Below are 16,803 nucleotides of genomic sequence, written 5' to 3' on the forward strand. Positions count from 1 at the left end.
ACAGTCTGGATGCGATGTGTTAATTCTTTCTTTGCACCATGAAGGGATATTATGTTTAGACGAAATCTTATTACCTCTGCTATTTTATTAATGGCGCCTTTAGCCTTTTCCGCACAATCATTAGCTGAATCATTAACGGTGGAACAACGCCTTGAGTTATTAGAAAAAGCGTTAAGAGAAACGCAAAGCGAACTCAAAAAATATAAAGATGAAGAGAAGAAAAAGTATACGCCAGCGACGGCGAATCGTAGCGTAAGTACGAATGATCAAGGGTATGCCGCCAATCCGTTCCCAACCAGTAGTGCCGCAAAACCTGATGCTGTACTGGTTAAAAACGAAGAGAAAAATGCCAGTGAGACAGGCTCAATTTATTCTTCCATGACTTTGAAAGATTTCAGTAAGTTTGTGAAAGATGAAATTGGCTTTAGTTACAACGGCTACTATCGTTCTGGTTGGGGTACAGCCTCTCATGGTTCACCTAAATCATGGGCGATTGGTTCTTTGGGCCGCTTTGGTAACGAATACTCCGGCTGGTTTGATTTGCAGTTAAAACAACGTGTCTACAACGAAAACGGCAAACGAGTTGATGCCATCGTGATGATGGATGGTAACGTTGGTCAGCAGTACTCTTCCGGCTGGTTTGGCGATAACGCCGGTGGCGAGAACTATATGCAGTTCTCCGATATGTACGTTACCACCAAAGGTTTCCTGCCTTTTGCGCCAGAGGCTGATTTCTGGGTGGGTAAACATGGTGCGCCCAAAATTGAAATCCAGATGCTTGACTGGAAAACGCAGCGTACCGATGCTGCCGCAGGTGTAGGTCTGGAAAACTGGAAAGTCGGTCCGGGTAAAATTGATGTCGCGCTGGTTCGCGAAGATGTCGATGATTACGATCGCAGCCTGCAAAACAAACAGCAGATTAATACCAATACCATTGATTTACGCTATAAAGATATCCCGCTATGGGATAAAGCGACTTTAATGGTGAACGGTCGTTATGTCTCGGCAAACGAAAGCGCATCGGAAAAAGATAATCAGGATAATAACGGGTATTATGACTGGAAAGATACCTGGATGTTTGGCACATCTTTAACGCAGAAATTTGATAAAGGTGGTTTCAACGAATTCTCCTTCCTGGTTGCAAATAACTCTATCGCCAGTAACTTTGGCCGTTATGCTGGCGCAAGTCCATTTACCACCTTTAACGGTCGTTATTATGGTGATCACTCCGGTGGAACAGCCGTTCGTCTGACTTCGCAGGGCGAAGCCTATATCGGCGATCATTTCATTGTAGCTAACGCCATTGTTTACTACTTCGGTAACGATATTTATAGCTACGAAACGGGAGCGCACTCTGATTTCGAATCTATTCGTGCAGTTGTTCGCCCGGCCTATATTTGGGACCAATATAACCAGACAGGTGTTGAACTGGGCTATTTCACTCAGCAAAACAAAGATGCGAATAGTAATAAATATAATGAATCTGGTTATAAAACCACACTCTTCCATACCTTTAAAGTCAATACCAGTATGTTGACCTCGCGCCCGGAAATTCGTTTCTACGCCACGTATATCAAAGCCCTGGAAAACGAACTGGATGGCTTCACCTTTGAAGACAATAAAGACGACCAGTTTGCTGTTGGTGCCCAGGCTGAAATCTGGTGGTAATGGAATTTAATGAAAGGAATATTATGATGAATATAAAAATTGCTGCTTTAACGCTGGCTATTGCCAGCGGTATTTCTGCTCAGTGGGCCATAGCCGCGGATATGCCAGCCAGCCCGGCGCCTACTATCCCGGTGAAACAATATGTAACTCAGGTCAATACCGATAACAGCGTGACCTTTCGCTACTTTGCCCCTGGGGCAAAAAATGTCTCCGTAGTGGTTGGCGTTCCGGTTCCGGACAACATTCACCCGATGGCCAAAGACGAAGCGGGAGTCTGGTCGTGGCGCACGCCTGTCCTGAAAGGCAACCTGTACGAGTATTTTTTCAATGTTGATGGTGTACGCAGCATTGATACAGGCACGGCAATGACTAAACCTCAGCGCCAGGTTAACTCCAGTATGATTCTGGTGCCAGGCAGTTATCTGGATACGCGTTCTGTTGCGCATGGTGATTTGATCGCCATAACTTACCACTCCAACGCATTGCAATCCGAACGTCAGATGTATGTCTGGACCCCGCCAGGATACACCGGCATGGGCGAGCCTTTGCCAGTGCTCTATTTCTATCACGGTTTTGGTGATACCGGACGTTCAGCTATCGATCAGGGGCGTATCCCGCAAATCATGGATAACCTGCTGGCTGAAGGGAAAATTAAACCGATGCTGGTGGTGATCCCGGATACAGAAACCAATGCGAAGGGCATTATTCCCGAAGATTTCGTTCCTCAGGAAAGACGTAAAGTTTTTTATCCGCTGAATGCTAAGGCGGCAGATCGCGAACTGATGAACGATATTATCCCGCTGATTAACAAGCGTTTTAATGTCCGTAAAGACGCCGATGGTCGCGCACTGGCCGGGCTTTCACAAGGTGGATATCAGGCGCTGGTATCGGGAATGAATCATCTGGAAAGCTTTGGCTGGCTGGCCACATTCAGTGGTGTTACCACAACAACCGTACCGGATGAAGGTGTCGCGGCCCGGCTGAACGAACCGGCAGCTATCAACCAGCAACTACGTAATTTTACTGTGGTTGTGGGGGATAAAGATGTCGTAACCGGCAAGGATATCGCCGGGCTGAAAACTGAGCTTGAACAGAAAAACATTAAGTTTGATTACCAGGAATATCCGGGTCTGAACCATGAAATGGATGTCTGGCGACCAGCTTATGCAGCCTTTGTACAGAAATTATTTAAATAAGATAAGGCTTTAAGATGAAATTAATCATCACTGAAGACTATCAGGAAATGAGCTGTGTAGCTGCACATCATCTGCTTGGTTATATGTCGAAGACGCGTCGCGTTAACCTGGCAATTACCGCCGGTAGCACGCCCAAAGGCATGTACGAATATCTCACCACTTTGGTTAAAGGTAAGCCCTGGTACGATAACTGCTATTTCTACAATTTCGATGAAATTCCATTTCGTGGCAAAGAGGGGGAAGGCGTAACGATTACCAATTTGCGTAATCTGTTTTTTACCCCTGCGGGGATCAAAGAAGAGAATATCCAGAAACTCACTATTGATAACTACCGCGAGCATGATCAGAAACTGGCGCGTGAAGGCGGGCTGGATTTGGTGGTGCTGGGATTAGGTGCAGATGGTCATTTTTGTGGCAATCTGCCAAATACGACCCATTTCCATGAGCAAACCGTGGAGTTCCCGATCCAGGGAGAGATGGTTGATATTGTGGCGCATGGTGAGTTGGGCGGTGACTTTTCGTTAGTGCCTGACAGCTACGTGACGATGGGGCCGAGAAGTATTATGGCGGCGAAAAATTTGCTGATAATTGTCAGCGGTGCGGGTAAAGCGCAGGCACTGAAAAATGTTCTGCAAGGTCCGGTTACCGAAGATGTTCCTGCTTCCGTGTTGCAGCTGCATCCTTCGCTGATGGTAATCGCTGATAAAGCCGCTGCCGCAGAATTAGCTTAAAACATAAGGCCGGATGTGTGAATTACGCTCCGGCCTGTTCTCATTATTTAAATAACTACGAAAAATCGCCCCACAGTCTCAGCTTGCCGCAGTGGAGACAGCGGAACAGATAGCCCTGACAATCGCCGCCGTTTCGCAGGCATTTCGCCAGATCTGGGAAGCGCACACCGAAATTCTCGCAGTCTTCTTCGATATTGGCGAATTCATCGAGGCGATCTTTTATCTCATCCCAGCCCACATAGCCGATAAAAGCACAGAAATCGCCACAATGTGCAAGCCAGAATTCCTGCTGCCATCCATGATAACCTGGCGTGCGTTCAACCAACTCTTTCAGCATTTCGTCAGGATATGTGTTTTTAATACCTGCAAACTCGCCCTCTTCATCATACTCAAATTCAACGCCTTCGATGCTGGCATCATCCTGAAAACTACCTGCAAACTTTTCTGCCGCAGAACCGTCCGCAATGCACCACGGACAGAGATATTCAGCTTCACCTCCGCAGTAAAATGGGCTGGAGTAATAAATTGATGTTTCCTGTTCACAGCAATCGCACTCTACGGTTTTATCCTGCTCAAATGCGCCCGTTTCCAGCGGTTGTGGATGATATTTGAATATGGGTAACGGTCTGATATTTTGAGTCATAGAAACATCCTGTCTGCTTTTGAGTAGCTTAAAGATAAAACATCCCGCTTAGCGTAAAGAGTCTGTTTCAGGACATTAAATACCTAAATCCTGGTAGACGCGTGATGAATTACCCGACGTGAAACAGACATATCAAACTCCCTTTACTTACCTTTGCGTGCCAATTTAAGTGGAGTAAGTGAAGGGAGTGTGAATAACTATGCCGTAATATCCCAACCACGCGCCTTCCACAGTTCCGGTAATTGCGAAAGATGGGTAAAGGTGGTGACTTTCGGGTGAACGATCGGTTTATTGTGCGGGTCCGCGCAGAAGTAAAACACTTCCATTCCGGCATCTATCCCTGACTGCGCCCCGGCGCTGGAGTCATCGACCAGAATGCAGTTTTCAACGTTCACATTCATCGCTTTTGCCGCATGGAACATTAACGCCGGGTCGGGCTTCCAACGCTGAATGTCGTAACCGCTGAACAGTTTTTCCGGGAAGTAGTGCAGCATATTCAGCTTACCCAGCGAATGCTGCATTTTGTTCACCGGGCCATTAGAGACAACGCACATCGGCACCTTAACGCTTGCCAGCAATTCCTTTGCTCCTGCGATAACCTCAAGTTCGGTATCAAACAGACGCGCCACTTCTGCGCGGTAAATGTGCTCGGCATCGGCCTGGACCATCGTCACGCCTTGTTCTTTACTGATGATATCGATGATTTCGTAGAGTTTTACGCCTTTAAAACGGGTAAAAATCTCTTCAAGGTCAACGTGAATGCCAAATTCCCGGAACATCGTGACATAGGCGCGAGAGCAAATGACCTCGCTATCGACCAGCGTACCGTCGCAGTCGAAAAATACCGCTTCTATCTGGGACATGTCTTTCCTTTATCGTTAGTTTAACGTTTTCGTTATGCCAATTCGTATGACGCAATCGTTGCCGTATAAGCAAATGCAATGAAAAAAAGTTATCTTCAGCCGTCCATATTGTCTCATTTTGGTATACGATAGCGACGAATTTTCCCTCCTTGTTCGGAAATAGATAATGAGTCAACAACATACACCCCAGGCTTCTGGCCAGGGGATGCTGGAACGCGTGTTTAAACTGCGCGAACATGGCACGACGGCACGGACCGAAGTGATCGCCGGTTTTACCACCTTCCTGACGATGGTTTACATCGTTTTTGTTAACCCGCAAATTCTTGGTGTTGCTGGCATGGACACCAGCGCCGTCTTCGTGACCACCTGTCTGATTGCCGCATTTGGCAGTATTCTGATGGGACTGTTTGCTAATCTTCCTGTTGCGCTGGCACCGGCGATGGGGCTGAACGCATTCTTCGCTTTTGTCGTTGTACAGGCGATGGGCTTACCGTGGCAGGTCGGAATGGGCGCAATCTTCTGGGGCGCGATTGGTCTGCTGTTACTGACGATTTTCCGCGTTCGCTACTGGATGATTGCCAACATTCCGGTGAGCCTGCGTGTGGGCATTACCAGCGGTATTGGTCTGTTCATTGGCATGATGGGGCTGAAAAACGCGGGAGTGATTGTTGCGAATCCAGAAACCCTGGTAAGCATCGGTAATCTGACTTCTCACAGCGTGCTGCTGGGGATCCTCGGCTTCTTCATCATTGCCATTCTGGCTTCGCGCAACATTCACGCGGCGGTGCTGGTTTCTATTGTTGTGACGACGCTGCTGGGCTGGATGCTGGGGGATGTGCACTACAACGGCATCGTTTCTGCGCCGCCGAGCGTAATGACAGTCGTGGGTCATGTAGATTTAGCCGGGTCGTTTAACCTCGGGCTGGCAGGGGTGATTTTCTCTTTCATGCTGGTTAATCTGTTTGACTCCTCCGGTACGCTGATTGGCGTGACCGATAAAGCCGGTCTGGCAGATGAGAAAGGTAAATTCCCGCGCATGAAGCAGGCGCTGTATGTCGACAGTATCTCTTCCGTGACCGGTTCGTTTATCGGTACTTCTTCTGTTACGGCGTATATTGAGTCCTCTTCCGGCGTTTCCGTTGGTGGTCGTACCGGTCTGACGGCAGTCGTTGTCGGTCTGCTGTTCCTGCTGGTTATCTTCCTGTCGCCGCTGGCGGGAATGGTGCCTGGCTACGCTGCAGCAGGTGCGTTGATCTACGTTGGTGTGCTGATGACCTCAAGCCTGTCACGCGTGAACTGGCAGGATCTTACTGAATCCGTTCCGGCGTTTATTACCGCTGTGATGATGCCGTTCAGCTTCTCGATTACCGAAGGTATCGCGCTGGGCTTTATCTCTTATTGCGTGATGAAAATCGGTACCGGACGTTTGCGCGACCTTAGCCCGTGCGTAATCATCGTTGCGCTGCTGTTTATCCTGAAGATTGTCTTTATCGACGCACATTAATGCGTTTCTCTTCAGCCTCGCTTTCGGGGCTGAAGAGCGAGTGCTTCCCACCGCCTGTATTTTAATAATTGAAATTTTTGTTAATAAAATGAAATGCATCCTGTCGCTATTTTTTTGATATATCAAAAAAAGCTAAGGGAAATGCCGGAGATATTTCAATTTATATCTACTCCTTTTGGGTTACTGTTTTTGGGTCACTGAAAAAGGAGTTTTGAAATGAAAAAGACAGTCATTGCGACACTTTGTCTCTCTCTGTTTTGTCCTGCTATCGCCTGGTCGGCCAGCAGTCTCACCCTTGATGGTCATTCACTGACTCTTGATGATGCGTGGGCTGTTGCAACGGGGCAAAAACAGGTCGACATATCGCCAACGGCGATGGATCGCGTGGAAAAAGCCAACAAGCTACTGATGATTGCCGCCGGTAAAGGTGTGCCGGTTTACGGCCTGACGGTCGGCGTGGGGCTGAATAAAGACAAATCGTTGTTCGATGCGCACGGTAAGCTGACACCGGAAGTTATTCAGGCGTCACGCGAATTTAATATCAACGCATTACACGCACATGCTGCGGGAATCGGTCCGGATATGCCGGATGAACTGGTGCGCATGGCCATGGTGATTCGCCTGAACACCATGTTAACGGGCAACACCGGCGCACAGCCGCAGGTAGCGAAACTTTACCAGCAGCTACTGAACAAAAATATTACTCCTGTGGTGCCTTCGCGTGGTTCCGTCGGTGAGGCCGATATTACCCTGGCATCTCATATTGGCGATGTGATGATTGGCGAATGGCGCGTGCGCGTTAATGGCAATGTGATGCCGTCAGCCAAAGCTTTAAAAGAAGCCGGGATCCAGAAGCTGGAGCCGCTTGGTAAAGATGCGCTCTCTATTCTCTCTACAAATGCGATATCAGCCGCGTATTCTGCGAAGGCATTGCTGGAAGCCAGACAAATTATCAACATCACTCCGGCGGTGTTTGGTTTGTCACTGGAAGGCCTCAACGGCAACGTGGCGCCGTTCCTTGAGCAAAGCCTGAGCGTTCGCCCGTTCCCTGGGATTCAGGATACGGCCAGCTCGCTGCGTAACTCGCTGAAAGGGTCTTATCTCTGGCAGCACCAGGAGGGGCGTGCATTACAGGACCCGCTCTCGTTTCGCACCACGGTATTTGTGCTGAACGAAGCGCGTCGTGAATGGAACGAAGCGTACCAGATGCTGAAAATTCAGATGAACAGCTCGGACGATAACCCGGCAGTGATTGTGAATGCGCCGCGCACGCAGGCCGAAAACAGCCAGGTTGAGCAATATTTTGTTAGCTCCACAGATGCCAATGGCGAAACCATCAGCGGAGCGATTTTCCCAACCTCTAACTTTGAACCGCTGCCGCTGGCGCTGACAATTCAGGATCTGTCGGTGGCTATGGGGCATCTGGCGCATAACAGCGTGCAGCGTACACTGCATCTTTCTGATGACCATTTCACTGGTCTGAGCCGCTTCCTGGCCTCAGATACCAACCAGAAAGGCCACGCGTTTGGTGCTATCCAGAAACCGCAGGTTGAGATGCTGGCGGATATTCGCGATCTGGTAAATCCGGTTTCTCTCGACGGCCAACCGATGGCTGGCACCATTGAAGACACCTACACCAACAACCTGCGAGTCTCTAAGCGCCTGAGCCAAATCGCCGAAAATATGCGCAATATCTACGGCCTGGAGCTGCTGCATGCAAGCCAGGCTATCGATCTGCGCAAACAGAAAACGCCAGACCTGCAACTGGGTTACATGACCGGCAAACTCTACGACGCCTACCGTGCGAAAGTCCCGTTCGTTTCTCAGGACCGTATTTTTAGCGACAACATTGCCGATTCCTCCACGCTGGTGGCTTCGTTTCCAGCAGGTTCGCTGGTAAGCATGAAGACCGGGGGGCAGTAACACCGATGAAAAAATCCGTTAATACGTCACGGCGCGCCTTTTTGACGAAAGGGACAGTGCTGGCGACGGGGGGCGCTCTTGCGGCGCTGGCGGGGACGGCAGGGGCGCAGGAAATCTGCGCCCCGATTCCGGGACTTCGCTACCATAAAATTTACGATGTCATTGTTGTGGGAAGCGGCTTTGCCGGGCTTGCAGCCGCGCTAGAAGCGGTGCAGGCCGGACGCAGCGTACTGGTGATCGACAAAATGCCCGTCTTTGGTGGTAATTCGGCGATCAACGGCGGCGCAGTTGCCGTAGCCGGTTCACCCCTGCAGCAGAAAGCCGGGATCAATGACTCTTCTGAACTGATGTACAAAGATATGTTAAAGGCAGGGCGCGGCCTGAACGACAAGGAGCAGTTAAAAATCCTCGTTGAGAACACCACCTCTGCCTATGAATTTACCCTGAAGCATGGCGTGAAATACAAACCATTTGTTCAGCATTTTGGCGGTCACTCGGTTCCCCGCACGCTACAGACCGTCGAAAGCTCCGGCGCCGGGATCACTCGCCCGCTAAAAGACTCCGCGGCCCGCATGGGCGTGGTTTTCCGCTCCCGCTGCAAAATGGAATCCTTCATCCAGAATGCGCAAGGGCGCGTGATTGGTCTGACCGTGCGCGACGATTATCGTTTTCCCGATGAGCAAAGCGGGCAGATCCGCCACTACGGCGCGCGCTATGGCGTGGTGATGTGCTCCGGCGGTTTCTCCAATGATGTGCGTTTTCGCAAATTGCAAAATCCGGGACTCGACGAGAGGGTAGATTCCACAAACCATCCCGGAGCCACTGCCGAATGTCTGGTACAGATGATGCGCATTGGTGCGAACCCCATCCAGCTTGATCTCATTCAGCTTGGCCCGTGGTCATCGCCCGACGAACGTGGTTTTGGCTATGTCTCGCAATTTAACACCATAGCCGGTTTTCCCAACGGCATTATGGTGAATCCGCGTACCGGACACCGTTTCACCAATGAACTCGCCGATCGCAAAGAGCGTGAAGAGGGGATCCTCGCTCAGGTTGATGAAAAGGGCGATCCGCTTTATCCCATCTGCTTTACCAACCTGGAAGGGGCTAAGCTTGCGCAGAGTCTCGCTCATGCCCTGCATTATGGTGTGGCTTGGCAGTTCGACACCTTGGAGCAACTGGCGGCGCACTTTGGCATACCTTACGCCACCTTGCAGGAAGAGGTGGACGCTTACAACGCGGCAGTAGAACGTAAAGGCGGCGATCGAATGAATAAAGACGTAAGCCGGGCGATTTCGCTGGCGAAAGGGCCGTATGTTGCCGTGCGCGTCTGGCCGAAGGTGCATTACGTTATGGGCGGGGTGCAAATCAGTATGCGCGCCGAAGTGCTGAACGCCGCGGATGGTCAGCCTATTGTTGGGTTATATGCTGCTGGTGAAGCCACGGCGGGGTCTCACGGCGGTAGCCGCCTGGGAAGCTGTGCGGTGGCAGACTGCCTGGTGTTTGGGCGTGTGGCTGGCAGTAGTGTCGCAGCGGCAAGTCCGGTCGATGAGTCATCTTTCCTGGGAGGCGCTTAACATGGCGAAATTTTTCCTGGGCCTGTTGCTGTTGATGACAAGCAGCTTGTCTGTTGCTGCCGTTAATCCGCAGGAGGAAGCTGCCTTTACGCAAAAGCTTAATTCGATGACCACCAAGCCGTATCACCACTCGCTGGAGGCTACCGGGCGGGATACGTCGTGCCAGCTCTGCCACGGCACCAGCAAACCTGTTGCCGCGCCGGATGATAAATCCTGCTTAAGCTGTCACGGTACGCGCGATCAGATTGCCGCACTCACGCAGCCTGATCCGAAAGATAAGGACGCCGAGCCAAACCCGCATGATTCCATGCACTATGGCAAAGATGTACCTTGTACCGCTTGTCACAACGAGCACAAACCTTCGGTTATCTACTGCAATAGTTGCCATCTCTTTAAATATCCGGATATGAAGCCATGAGGGATGTAATGCGCGGATTATTCAAAAGAGGGCTGTTTTATCTGGTGCTGGGATTGTCTCCCGTAGCCGGACACGCGGCGGCGGTGGCGACGGAACAACTGAATCAACCGTGTCAGGCTTGCCATGCGGATAGCGATATTCAGGGGATCTCTACCAATAAAATCCAGGCAGATTTGTTTGTCGCTCCTGATAGCTTTCAGGAAAGCGTGCATGGTGCTGTGCCTTGTGTTGCCTGCCACCAGAGCAAACCGGAAAGTGAAGGTTTTGCCGTTACACCTCATCAGTTAGCGCCCGTCGATGCTAATCGCTGTGAAAGCTGTCATGGCGTGGCGATGCGCGACACGGTTCATGCCGTGCAGCAAAGCGTGCACAAAGAGAAAATAACCCAGGGGCAGTTTACCTGTACTTCTTGTCACAACGCGCACACCATGCAAAAAGGTGAAATCAATCACCCGAGCGAGCAACAGATCGCCGACGATAATCTGCAGTGCACCAACTGCCACTCGCGGGCGGGTGTTTATTCACAGTTGTCTGGGGGGAAAGCGTCTAAAGATCAGGATATGGCCCATAGTGCGCTGCCGTATGCGCCTCAGCATATGAGTGCGTTGCGCTGTATTGATTGCCACGCCGATACTAAAGACGCCACTCTGCACCGTATTTTGCCTGCGGAGAAAGCGGTCTCCTGCGAGCAGTGTCATGGTGATAGCGCCCTGCTGGCTAATCGGTTGAAAAACAGCTCACCCGATGAAAATGCCTCAGCGGGCAGCCTGTTGGGCAAAGGACTGTTTGATGACCAGGCCATCCGGGAAAAGCTGGCGAAAGTTTCTGTGCCTCCACCGCCCGTGCGTCAGGTTGATGGCGCCCTGTTTACCGACAGTTACATGATCGGTAATAACGGTAGTGGGCGAATGGATTACTACGTTGCTTATGGCTTATGTGGGCTGGTGGTACTACTGCTTGCACATGGCCTCGGACGGATGGCTATGCGCCGGCGGGCAAAGGGAACAAGCATAGAGAAACATTATCTCTACACGCTACCGGTTCGCTGCTGGCACTGGCTGAATGCACTCTGCTTTGTAGTGCTGATCGTAAGTGGTTTTGCTGTGCATTGGGTTCGCTCTGGCTTCTCGCTGTGGGTCGATGTTCATAATGCGGCAGGTATTGCACTTGGCGTTATCTGGTTGGGCTTCCTTGTGGTGGCGATGTGCGGGAACGGTCATCATTATCGGGTTCGCTGGCAGGGTATAGCCGGTCGGGTTCTCCGTCAAACGCGTTATTATCTGTATGGTATTTTCCGTGGAGAGCCTCATCCGGAACACGCTACAGAAGCGGCGAAGTTTAATATCCTGCAGCAAATGGGATATATCGCGGTGATGTTCCTCTGCCTGCCGTTACTGTTGATTACCGGGCTGTTGATGATGTATCCGGGCTATACGCCAGAGTTCATCTTCTCACTGCCGGGTAAACAGGTGGTTGCGTATCTCCATTATGCGCTTGCCGTAGTGATGGTGGCGTTTATGGCAGTGCACCTTTATCTGTGCAGTACCGGCGATACTCCTGGTGCGTTGATTAAAGGCATGTTTGATGGTTTCCATCGTACCCGCAAGACAAAGTAACTAAAGCTGTCCCCTCACTCAGGCTGAGTGAGGGGATTGAGTCTGATGACAAACGCAAAATTGCCTGATGCGCTACGCTTATCAGGCCTACGAATTCCTGCAGTTTATTGAATTTGCGTGGTTTTATAGGGTGGATAAAGCATTCACGCCGCATCCGGCATGAACAAAACGCACTTTGCCAGCAATCTATATCCCCTGGATTTTTACGCTTTTGCTTTCACCACAATTCCCAGCTTTTTAATTTTGCTGTACAGCGTATTGCTGTTAACGCCAAGCAGCTCTGCGGCACCGCCTTTGCCAGAAATTTTACCTCCGCACTGGCGTAATGCCCGCTGAATATGCTGTCGTATGGCCTCATCAAGCGGGGCGAGGGCCTCGGGTTTGGCCTCGTCGGCCAGAAGAACCGTTAATTCCTGATGTGTCCCGCGAAACCAGGCGTTTTCCAGTACCGCAATGAGCTCAGTAATATTGCCGGGCCATGAGTACTCCCATAACAGGCGAAGGGAATCTTCCCCCAGTCCTGGTAGGGAACTTTGCTGATGTTGTTTAGCCAGGCGACCAAGATAATGGGTTAACAGCAGAGGAATATCGTCGTAGCGATAGCGTAGCGGTGGCAGGGTAATCACCTGGCAGAAAACATTGGCATAGCGTTGACTGACAATGTACTGCGGTACACATATTTCGTTCATCGGGAAATGGTAAGGCTCGGTCTGAATAGCGATGACCTGCATCTGGCAATATTCGCGGTAGTTGCCGCTAAGGCCGAGTAAAAATGTTTGCCAGCTTTCGGGTATTTTGTTGAAATCGTGAATCAGCAACGACCCCTGGTGTAAAGACAAGAAAGGAATGATGCCTGGCGGTTGGTTGAAATATAGTGTTGTGCTGTGAATGTATTTCCCTTTTTGCATAATAACCAGTTGCTGTGCTACGGGATCAATAATTCCATGACATCCGTTATCGTTTAATCGCTGCTGCTGTAATGCATTGGCAAACGTTCTTTTACCCACACCTTCTTCGCCCAACAGTAATATAGGGGTCACACTGTTTGCCAGTTTATGTAATGAACAATACAACTGATATAAATTGGCGTCAGAGGAATAAGTTACAAAATTTTCTTCTTCTTCAATACCGGGCAATGTGAGTGTGGGTGAGGGATTGTCAGGCAATAAAATATTATGTCGCGACAGGGCTATAAACGCTAACAGGGAGAGTTCTCCACGTACGGACTCGAAGAGTTGGACATGCTGGTGGGTAAATGTGTTGGCATCATGACTAAACACACCAAAAGCACCTAGGCGTGAGCCATCCAGATTCATCCGCATCAATATCAGCGACTTGATATTACGAAAGCAGGTATTTACCACATATTCCGTTAACGGGCACTGATTTAGATTATCAATCAGTTGAGTTGAAAAATTCTCTTCATAGTCGAACTGCCGGGCGATGTTTTCTGGAATAGGAATGATGTTCCATTTCGGGCGTGCCGTTTTATGTGTTGCCAGTGCCAGAAACTGAATACAGCGAATATCACTGCGGTAGTAGTTGAAGAAAATACCATCGCAGACAATAGACTCTCGTATCGCTTGCAAACAAGCGGACATCGATTTTTCCAGTTGGGTACTGCTACATAAAGCTTTTCTTAGTTGTAATAATGCCCGGTCCATAACATATCCATAATGTAGACGCGATGCCAGTTAAAACCAGAACTTGTTTATTGATGTTATTATGGAAAACGCTCTGGATGGCACTACTATGCCATATCCAATGTGGAGAACAAACCAATAATAGTTGAATCTGGCTAATGCATTCTTTAATAAAATAAACCAGACATGTTAAGTATATCTGGTTTATTTAACGTGATTTAACGGAGTCAGTTCCGAACCCGCTGAATAAACTCACCAAATGCGGTCAATTGTCCTGTCAGGTGGTCCAGCGTACCCTGATCAATAACTTCTCCGGTTTGCGGATCAACTTTATTCTGAATCACGCCGCCCATAAATTCCGGCTTGTTCATCACCATCGCATCGAGGAAAACCAGAATCTGGCGCAGGTGATACTGACAGCGCGCGCCGCCAATCACCCCCATTGAGCTGGTCTGAATCAACACGGGTTTACCAGCCAGCGGTTGATCCGGCAGGCGGGAAAGCCAGTCGATGGCATTTTTCAGCCCGCCTGGTACCGAGTAGTTATATTCCGGCGTGACGATTACCACACCGTCAGCCTGACGGATCTGTTCTGCCAGAGCTTCAACCGTTGCAGGAAAACCTTCCTCCTGCTGTACGTCAGCGTCATACAGGGGAATGTCGGCAATGGAAGGTAACGCATTGACTTCCATGCTCGCTGGAGCAATTTTTGGTAGGGTACGTGCAACCATGCCATTAAATGAGCCTTTGCGCAGGCTCCCCAGTAACGTAACCACCTTCAATTTTTCAGACATGATGACTCCTGTGGTTGTCTATCAATTTGGCGAAAAAGACTTCACGGTAGAGAGTTGGGCAAAACGCATCATCCGGCTGGTAGGATTGTTGGCGCGGCTGTGAACATCCGGCAGGCTTTTCCAGCCGTGTTTGCCATCTAACTCCCAGACACTGAGCTTTTCAATCGTGGGCGTGACCGCCACGGACCACACCAGCACGTCTTCCGCGTCGCATAACGCTTCTACATGATTTACATGAGCACATTTCAGGCGTCCGGCAATGGGCAGCAGCTGCAGATCGCGCGGATCGTCATTCAAAACATCACCGGTTAGTTTTAGCACGCTTCGGCGCAGCGTGATGAGCTGCGCTCGTGCTTCGTTAGGATCGTTTTGTTTACTGATCCATAGCGATTCATTGCTGGAAAAGGTGTGGTTATCGGGCGCTTGTGGGCTATGAAACCCACGCGTTGCGCGCTGCAGCTCCATATCGAGGCCACATTCACCTTCGGTTGTTAACGCCACACCAACCATATTCCCGGCATAGGAAATAGAAAACGAGGGCAAATTTTTATCCCTGAAAACCGGTTTACCTTCCGGTAGGGTGACGATTTCCGGCAATTCGCCAATGCCATACAGCATGAACATCAGTTCTGCGAGTAAACCTCTGGACGCCAGGAAACGGCTTTGACGATGAGGGGGTCTGTTTCTGGCTTCTTGATGACACTGAGAGGGGAGACGAACAGAAATCAGATGTTCTTCCGTTAAAACCCCTCGGGCAAAGTGAGTCGCCATTTTTCGCTCCATGCTTAATGGTCCATTATGAATACAAGAGTAATCATGTACTGGAATGATGGACAGACTAAAGCGGCTAAAAGTTCGATTCAGACAAGTTTATTACAACTTTTTTACATTTTATTGTGAGATAGGGTCACGTTCATCCGCTTCGCCGCTTTGGTCACGCTGCGCTCCTGCATCAGCAGTTGCAGACAGAGCAGTAAATTGAGATCAAGTGTGGTGATGGATTTCTTCATGAGCGGCAACGGGGCGTCCAGGCGCGACGAGCATAATCAGCAACAGGCTCACTATGCTACAGGCAATCAGAATCCCGATCAGCATATTCCATGCGCCGATACCAACCATTGCCGCCAGCCAAATCCACAGTGACGAACCGCAAACCTGTGCGATGCCTAATGTCGAGCTGGCTACACCTGCGCGTAATGAAAATGGCCCTAACGCCTGACTCATCGCCACGCCAAAACCTACCGAGAAACCGGCGCAAATCAGCGTGATGCCAAACAAAGAAATCGCGTGGGAAGGTGAAACGGCAAGGGTGATCCCCGCCGCCAGGAATAACACCTGCGAGGTGATCATCAACGTACGTGGCTTAAAAATCCCCAGCGCAAATGGTGTGGAAAATGAAACGGTCATGCTGACGCCAGCGGTCAACGCCATAATGGTGGCGTATTCTCCGCGCTCAAAGCCCATGATTTCCATCAGCAATACCGGCGATGTATTGACGAAAGTGAGGATCACCGAAACGCTGAGGGTGGTGATAACAACACGGCTGAGGAAAAACCGATTAAGCAGCGACTCGCTATTTTCCTGGGGGGTGTCCGAAGGTACGGGGGCCGCAGGGCGCGTTTCTTTTAAAATAAACAAAGACAACATCAGTACCGCGATGCCCATCATTGCCATCGCCCAGAACAGACTTTGCCATGGGAATTTAAGCATAATCAGGTGTCCGAGCACCGGCGCTAACACCGGAATGATGCAGGTAATGCCGTTGAGTAGCGACAACACCTTTGCCCGACGTTGATCGTCCAGCGTGTCGCGTAAAATGGCGAAAGCCACCACATAACAGCACCCTGCGCCCAATCCCTGTAGAAAGCGCCCTGCAAGAAATAACGTGCTGGTTTCAGCCAGTGAACAGAACACTGAGGCGATAATAAATAGCGCCGCGCCGGGTATGGCGACCGGCTTTCTCCCTGAACGATCGGCCACTTTACCGGCAAATAACATCGCAGCTGCCATGCCCGCCAGATAAACGGAGAACGCAATATGTAACTGCGCTTCGCTGGCATTGAGATCGGCGGCGATGCGCGGTAAACCAACGAGGTACATATCAATCCCGGCGGGATAAAGTAAAACCAGAGCAAAACTACAAATCAAAAAGCGGGACATGGGCTCAAGGTAAGCGGCTCGTCAGAACCGTATTGATATTTACTGAGAGCTCAGATCAACTTTCCAG

At 50.1% G+C, this 16,803-nt stretch carries 14 protein-coding genes and 1 pseudogene; 8 read left to right on the plus strand and 7 right to left on the minus strand.

Annotated features, from left to right (window positions below):
- The first annotated feature begins 51 nt into the window (after positions 1-51).
- From bglH to A7090_RS02955, 3 genes are read left to right on the plus strand one after another with little or no spacing between them, the layout of a single operon-like run.
- Positions 52-1,668 (plus strand): carbohydrate-specific porin BglH, encoded by a 1,617-nt coding sequence (bglH, locus tag A7090_RS02945; protein ID WP_105272961.1) that lies wholly within the window; start codon positions 52-54, stop codon positions 1,666-1,668.
- A gap of 26 nt (positions 1,669-1,694) precedes the next feature.
- Entirely contained in the window at positions 1,695-2,864 is a 1,170-nt protein-coding gene (locus tag A7090_RS02950) for an alpha/beta hydrolase-fold protein (RefSeq protein ID WP_105272962.1), read from the plus strand.
- A gap of 14 nt (positions 2,865-2,878) precedes the next feature.
- Entirely contained in the window at positions 2,879-3,595 is a 717-nt protein-coding gene (locus A7090_RS02955; protein ID WP_105272963.1) for a glucosamine-6-phosphate deaminase, read from the plus strand.
- A gap of 55 nt (positions 3,596-3,650) precedes the next feature.
- Here the strand turns inward: A7090_RS02955 and cbrC are convergent, their stop codons facing one another.
- Both cbrC and yieH read right to left on the minus strand, forming a co-directional pair.
- On the minus strand, positions 3,651-4,238 hold the full coding sequence (gene cbrC / locus A7090_RS02960) for a PF03691 family colicin E2 tolerance protein CbrC (protein WP_105272964.1): 588 nt from the start codon (positions 4,236-4,238) through the stop codon (positions 3,651-3,653).
- 197 nt (positions 4,239-4,435) lie between these two features.
- On the minus strand, positions 4,436-5,101 hold the full coding sequence (yieH, locus tag A7090_RS02965) for a 6-phosphogluconate phosphatase (protein WP_105272965.1): 666 nt from the start codon (positions 5,099-5,101) through the stop codon (positions 4,436-4,438).
- A gap of 166 nt (positions 5,102-5,267) precedes the next feature.
- Here yieH and adeP point away from each other — a divergent pair, with 166 nt between their 5' ends.
- From adeP to phsC, 5 genes are all read left to right on the plus strand, one after another.
- On the plus strand, positions 5,268-6,605 hold the full coding sequence (gene adeP, locus A7090_RS02970; protein ID WP_105272966.1) for an adenine permease AdeP: 1,338 nt from the start codon (positions 5,268-5,270) through the stop codon (positions 6,603-6,605).
- Positions 6,606-6,821: 216 nt separating this feature from the next.
- On the plus strand, positions 6,822-8,528 hold the full coding sequence (locus A7090_RS02975; RefSeq protein ID WP_105272967.1) for an HAL/PAL/TAL family ammonia-lyase: 1,707 nt from the start codon (positions 6,822-6,824) through the stop codon (positions 8,526-8,528).
- 41 nt (positions 8,529-8,569) lie between these two features.
- Positions 8,570-10,105, plus strand: coding sequence for a flavocytochrome c (locus tag A7090_RS02980; RefSeq protein WP_240246238.1), 1,536 nt, complete (start codon positions 8,570-8,572; stop codon positions 10,103-10,105).
- Position 10,106: 1 nt separating this feature from the next.
- Positions 10,107-10,523: a cytochrome c3 family protein gene (locus A7090_RS02985; RefSeq protein WP_105272969.1), complete on the plus strand. Its 417-nt coding sequence runs from the start codon at positions 10,107-10,109 to the stop codon at positions 10,521-10,523.
- Between the two features lie 8 nt (positions 10,524-10,531).
- Complete coding sequence (phsC, locus tag A7090_RS02990; RefSeq protein ID WP_105272970.1) at positions 10,532-12,139, plus strand: thiosulfate reductase cytochrome B subunit; 1,608 nt, start codon at positions 10,532-10,534, stop codon at positions 12,137-12,139.
- A 203-nt stretch (positions 12,140-12,342) separates the two neighbouring features.
- On the opposite strand, the gene A7090_RS02995 is transcribed toward phsC, so the two are convergent.
- The 5 genes and pseudogenes from A7090_RS02995 to mdtL all read right to left on the minus strand — a co-directional run bounded on the left by A7090_RS02995 (position 12,343) and on the right by mdtL (position 16,736).
- A complete protein-coding gene (locus A7090_RS02995) occupies positions 12,343-13,740 on the minus strand; it encodes a helix-turn-helix domain-containing protein (protein ID WP_105272971.1) in 1,398 nt (465 codons plus the stop codon).
- Between the two features lie 269 nt (positions 13,741-14,009).
- On the minus strand, positions 14,010-14,576 hold the full coding sequence (gene yieF, locus A7090_RS03000) for a class I chromate reductase YieF (RefSeq protein WP_105272972.1): 567 nt from the start codon (positions 14,574-14,576) through the stop codon (positions 14,010-14,012).
- A 21-nt stretch (positions 14,577-14,597) separates the two neighbouring features.
- Complete coding sequence (locus A7090_RS03005; RefSeq protein WP_105272973.1) at positions 14,598-15,347, minus strand: 4'-phosphopantetheinyl transferase family protein; 750 nt, start codon at positions 15,345-15,347, stop codon at positions 14,598-14,600.
- A gap of 128 nt (positions 15,348-15,475) precedes the next feature.
- Positions 15,476-15,586, minus strand: a pseudogene (locus tag A7090_RS26100) (HTH-type transcriptional regulator YidZ); the annotation flags it as partial.
- The gene (gene mdtL, locus A7090_RS03010) at positions 15,561-16,736 is read right to left on the minus strand and encodes a multidrug efflux MFS transporter MdtL (RefSeq protein WP_105272974.1); all 1,176 of its coding nucleotides are present in this window, start codon (positions 16,734-16,736) and stop codon (positions 15,561-15,563) included. The gene mdtL and the pseudogene A7090_RS26100, both read right to left, overlap by 26 nt.
- Between the last annotated feature and the right edge of the window lie 67 nt (positions 16,737-16,803).

The sequence above is a fragment of the Escherichia sp. MOD1-EC7003 genome, from assembly GCF_002965065.1.
Classification (GTDB): Bacteria; Pseudomonadota; Gammaproteobacteria; order Enterobacterales; family Enterobacteriaceae; genus Escherichia.